Source organism: Methanolobus sp. (assembly GCF_016278385.1).
GTDB lineage: Archaea > Halobacteriota > Methanosarcinia > Methanosarcinales > Methanosarcinaceae > Methanolobus.
This window is the reverse complement of the sequence record NZ_JADQBY010000042.1, coordinates 1-5,223: the sequence shown is the minus strand read 5'-3', so window position 1 is coordinate 5,223 and position 5,223 is coordinate 1. Positions and strand designations below refer to the sequence as shown.

Here is a 5,223-nt window from a genome sequence, read left to right as displayed (position 1 = left end):
TGACAGGTATGTCAAGGTTATGCTTGTTGTCAAAATGAGGAATTCTACAGAGCCGAATGTTTTAGTCTTTTATATTCAAATCTTAATAAGATTATGATTAATATATCAACCAATGTTAAGAATAGAAGTAATATAGAATGAGTATTAAAAAATCGTATCAACTGATACATCACAAAAAAAGATAGCAAAATACCTGCTAAAGGATAAGTCCATAATTTTTTGTACCATAATCCTGAAAATAATCCTATTTTAATTGAGCCATGAATTATTAGATATATTGCTGCGAAGGATATGGTGCTTATCGATAAATTATTAGACAATTGAATAAAATAGTTAGCAAGTAAATCTGTTGGGTCTTGAGCAATTTCATGTTTAAAAATAGTTTGTATTATCTTTGATATAGTATCCGATTTACTTGAAATAAGAATAAATCCGCCAATCAATTCAAGGAGTCCATCTATTCCTTTTATGATAATCCCAATTATAAATATATCATGTATAATGTTTTCTTTTCTGTTTTTTAACATATTAGACCACATATATCCTAAACAAGATAAGCTAGTTGTTTCCTTGAACCTTATCAACAGAACCAAAGATGAATTCTGGATTGAAGCTAAATATCGAAACGGGCTTTTCAAAAATAATAAGTTTCGGCTTGTTTGTGAGATTTGCAAACCATGGCAATTGGATAGGTATAAAGAAGTGGAAAAAACTAGTGGAAAAATTAATAGTGTAGTTAAGTATACATTGTTTTTATGACGGTAAATTATCCTAATTTGTGTTGGGCTTTTGATTTAAATCAATTTTGAAACATATCTTTTTTGAAGAATATAATAACAATACAGAGTATCTTTATGTGCTAGAAAGTTTAATTTCAGAGTTAAGATCATTCCATTGTAACTCTATCCAGGAAGTAGTAACAGATGTACCAAACTTGAATAAATTTTCCTCAATGATATCTGAATTGAAAATGGCTCTAGTAATGGTGAGAAATGGAAATAAAACCACGATGTTATCTGATGTTTGTTTTGAAGGCAAATCCCCAGATATACTATGTGAGAAGAACTTAACTAATGTATATGTAGAAGTGACAAAACTTAATGAAAACCCCTACATTTCAGAGAAAATAATCACTTATCTAAGGGATTTTTTAAGCATCTATTCTTATAGAGTGGATGTAAGATTAAAATATGATTTATCAGTTCCACAAGCACTTGGTGAAGAAAGAAGAAAACAAAATGCTCTTGTTGAAACGTGTATAGAGAAGTTTGATTCTACATTTAAAAACAGTACATTTTCTACTTTCCCTTTTGAAATTGACACCGATCATATGGTATTTGAAATACACAAAATAGACTATGGGAATGGTTACCCAGGCATAATTACTTCTGAATGCATTAAAGTCCCTGAGAGAGACTTAAGGGAATATGTCAAATATAGATTGCTTAATAAAGCAGAAAAAAGAACCGAATTTACAGGTGTTCATCGTACATACCCTTATATCCTTGCTTTTGATTGTGAACAAGAATTTATAGGGGCAGATGATTTAGATAGACTTTTGTATGGTGTGGATTCCTCAATTCCCATAATCTCCTCAACATTCCCTCCATCTGAAAAACAAAAACTAGAAATTTGGAGGGATAATAAGTTTAAAACAGTACTTGATAGTAAAAAGCAAGAAATATATTGGAAAGAAATTGATGACGCAAAAAAAGATGGTTGGAACGAGTTTCTACTTGAAAAGGGGATAATTCCTAATAATTATGAATATAGATTAGATGAAGGTTTGTTCTTATCAGAGTCTCTTATGAAAAATGTGAGTGGTGTTCTTTTTAAAGATAAGTTTGGCAAGGTTTTCTTTTTCCCAAATCCCTTTTGTTTTAGCGAGATAAATAACCCGTACTTAGAAAAAATTCTCTTCAATGAAAATAACCAGAGTAATTGATGTGAGAGTTTTTAACATCCTTCCCAAATCTCCAACCTTTCCCTAACACGAGAGCTTAGAGTAAATGGTTTATCATATTCAATATTTTTCTCCATACTCGATTTTTTTTTAAAAATTTCTGAGACTGATTATATGTTTTGACTTAAAGTTGTCTTTTAAAATCTAATAAGGTACATCAATATTAAGAAAGATAAATGCAAACTCTTTTGTATGTTGACTTGTTTTTTCCATAACAACTCTATTTTGTTGAGATATGTGTGGTGATTGAGTGACAGTAATAAGAAAAACAGATAAAACATTTACACCAACTACAATGGCTATAATGAGCTTTGTTAAAAATAATTTTGAATTGTCGGAAGGTGAATTTATTGTAGATGCAGTCTTTGGACAAAATAGACCTATGTATTTAACCGATAATAGACAAAGAATATTCGGGATTGATAATCCTAAAACAGAAGTTATTGGTGTAGTACTGACACAGAAACATATAATACTGTACTATAATAGAAAGGAGAATGAATTTTGCCACAATTGAAAGCACACCCAATTGAAGGACTAGAAAATATAACCTGTGAAAAACAGGGTTTAATTTTTAAGGAATCCCCTATAAAATTGTATATGAAAGGAGATTCAATCCCTATCTATACCCAAAAAAATGAAAATCCAGAGGCTTTTTTAATTACTGTCAAAAAATGCATGGAGCAGTGTAAAGAACCCAATAACATAGTAAATAACAATGCCGACACCATTAAAAATGAGGATACTGAAGATGTTCTTTTTTGTATGAAATGTGGTACTAAATTACCTTCAGATGCGGTTTTTTGCATGAAATGTGGAACCAAATTACCGAATATGGAAAATGGAAACATATAAGTATTTTTACTAGTAGTTGAATATTCGGAAAATTGATATGCAGTTTAGCAGAGCTCACACGCATGTCTATTTTGGGATAAGAGACATGTATCAGAAAAAGAGTACAAAATCCTGAAAGAATATGCGGAAAAGCACAATGTCCGCTTATTCTCCTTTGAAGAGTTCATCAAAATCTTTTATTGGGAAGTCTTTGAACGAAAAACACTCTGCATAGGTTACAATATCAATTTCGATCGATCAAGGATTATTCTTGATTATGGATATGGGCGATATTCAGGTAAAGATGGCTTTTCCTTTAAGCTAACTGAAGATACAACTTATCCACGTCTGCGCATAAAGCATTTGACAGGAAGATCATACAACGTTGAATTTACCAGAGCAAAGGGTAAGTACAGAAAGGAAAGAACCTTCAAAGGACATTTTTTGGATATATGTAACTTAGCTTGTACTTTAACAGACAACAAATCCCTTACACTTGAGAAGGCTTGTGATATATTCGATACTAACACTAAGAAAAAAGGTATTGATAAGTATGGTAAGATTACCCCAAAGTACATTCAGTATAACATTAATGATACGCAAGCTACCTATCAGCTCTTTAAAAAGGTAAGAGAAGAATACGAAAGGTATCAGTTGGCTATTCCTATGACATATATCTATTCTGCCGCTTCACTCGGAAAACAAGCTCTAAAACAGTGTAACATAAAACCATTCCTTCAACAAAACCCTGAGTTTCCAAATTCAATTATAGGAAAGGTTATGAGTGCTTATTATGGTGGAAGATGTGAATGTAAGATTAGAAAGAAGCCTGTAGAGGTTACAGTGCTTGACTTTTTCAGTATGTATCCCACTATAACCTTACTACTTGGATTATGGGATTATGTTGTAGCTGATAGAATTCGGTATGAAGAGATTACAGATATAGATACGAATTATACAGAAATAAAGGCATTAGATACGAAAAATAGGTATGCATCTAGTATAGATACTATACAAGAATTTATAGATTATTTTGATATTTATAAGGCTCTTGATAAGGATTCATGGAAACTAATGAATATCCTAGTAGAAATAGAGCCCGATAACGATATTTTCCCTATACGGACTAAGTATAGCGAAAAAGATAGCGAAAAAGATAGCTATAATATAGGTATAAACTATGTAACCTATAAAGGTGTTTTATACTATTTTCTCCCTGATATTCTTGCTTCAAAGCTGCTTACTGGTAAGTCTCCCAAGGTCAAGAGGGCTATCAGGTCCATTCCTGAAGGTATACAGGAAGGTCTAACAGAAACAGAAATCTATGGTGTTCGTGTAAATCCAAAAAAGGATAATCTCATAAAAGTGCTTGTTGAAAGAAGGCAGGAAATCAAACAGGATATGAAGAGAGTACCAAAGGATTCTCATGAATATGATGTTCTGGATGCACAACAAAGAGCTTTGAAAATCCTCAATAATTCCACTACATACGGAATTTATATTGAGATGCATCCAAAGAATAAGGAAAAAGTGGATGTTTTTAGTTTAGAGGAATTTGAAACTGAAGGAACACTTGAGAGTACAGGTACTTTTTTCAATCCAATGATTGGTGCGAACATTACAGCAGGAGCAAGGTTGTTACTTGCAATTGCAGAGAAGTTTGTGATGGATAACGGAGAGGTACACGCTTACATGGATACGGATTCAATCTTTGTTCCTCCTGATCTTGCAGACGAATTGAGTCATCTGTTCGATTCATTAAATCCTTATGATTTTGATAAACCAATTCTGGAAATAGAGGAAGGGATGGAAGATATCTGGTTCTATGGAATCAGTTCAAAGAGATATTGCTTGTTTCGTAGATTTGGAAATAAGATCATCATTCCTGAAGGTAAGAAACTGTTCTATAAACTACATGGATTAGGTCATATCACAAATCCATTTAGTAGAGAATTGAAGCAAGGAGACCAATGGCATAAGAGATTATGGGAAGATATTCTCAGAGTTCACTTCAATCCTGAAGAGTTACCTGATGTACTAGAGAAATATGAGAATTATGCAGTTATCTCTAGACTTGCAGTATCAACAGGAAATATTCTGAAACGATTCAAGAAAGTGAATGAAGGAAAGGAATTTAGTAAACAGATCAAGCCTTTCAATTTCATGGATGTTGGTGTTGGTACAAAAGTCAATGAAAATGGAGAGAAGGTTAAACCTGTTGCTCCTTTCAACAAGAATCCTCAGGTTGCTGTTGAGAAGCCGTTCATAGATTACAATACAGGAGACATATTTCAGGGAAGGGAATACTGGAAGCCATTAAGTGATGTGTTCGTTGAGTACATAGATCATCCAGAAGCCAAATTTGAAGGTAATGTTGGAATTCTACAAAGAAGGCATCTGAAGCCTAAAGGATGTGTCTATATCGG

At 32.6% G+C, this 5,223-nt stretch carries 5 protein-coding genes; 4 read left to right on the top strand and 1 reads right to left on the bottom strand.

Translation table 11 applies throughout. The annotated features are described in order from the left end of the window. Positions 1-44 precede the first annotated feature (44 nt). Entirely contained in the window at positions 45-527 is a 483-nt protein-coding gene (locus QZZ23_RS13640) for a DUF2127 domain-containing protein (protein WP_292471184.1), read from the bottom strand. A gap of 425 nt (positions 528-952) precedes the next feature. Here QZZ23_RS13640 and QZZ23_RS13635 point away from each other — a divergent pair, with 425 nt between their 5' ends. The 4 genes from QZZ23_RS13635 to QZZ23_RS13620 all read left to right on the top strand — a co-directional run. Next, positions 953-1,945, top strand: coding sequence for a hypothetical protein (locus QZZ23_RS13635; protein ID WP_292471182.1), 993 nt, complete (start codon positions 953-955; stop codon positions 1,943-1,945). A 268-nt stretch (positions 1,946-2,213) separates the two neighbouring features. Beyond that, positions 2,214-2,480 carry a hypothetical protein gene (locus QZZ23_RS13630; RefSeq protein WP_292471180.1) on the top strand — a complete coding sequence of 89 codons (267 nt, stop codon included), beginning with the start codon at positions 2,214-2,216 and terminating at the stop codon, positions 2,478-2,480. Beyond that, entirely contained in the window at positions 2,468-2,818 is a 351-nt protein-coding gene (locus QZZ23_RS13625) for a zinc ribbon domain-containing protein (protein ID WP_292471178.1), read from the top strand. The genes QZZ23_RS13630 and QZZ23_RS13625 overlap by 13 nt, the downstream gene beginning before the upstream one ends. A 342-nt stretch (positions 2,819-3,160) precedes the next feature. After that, positions 3,161-5,223: DNA polymerase domain-containing protein (locus QZZ23_RS13620; protein WP_292471175.1), on the top strand; the 2,063-nt coding region annotated here is incomplete at its 3' end.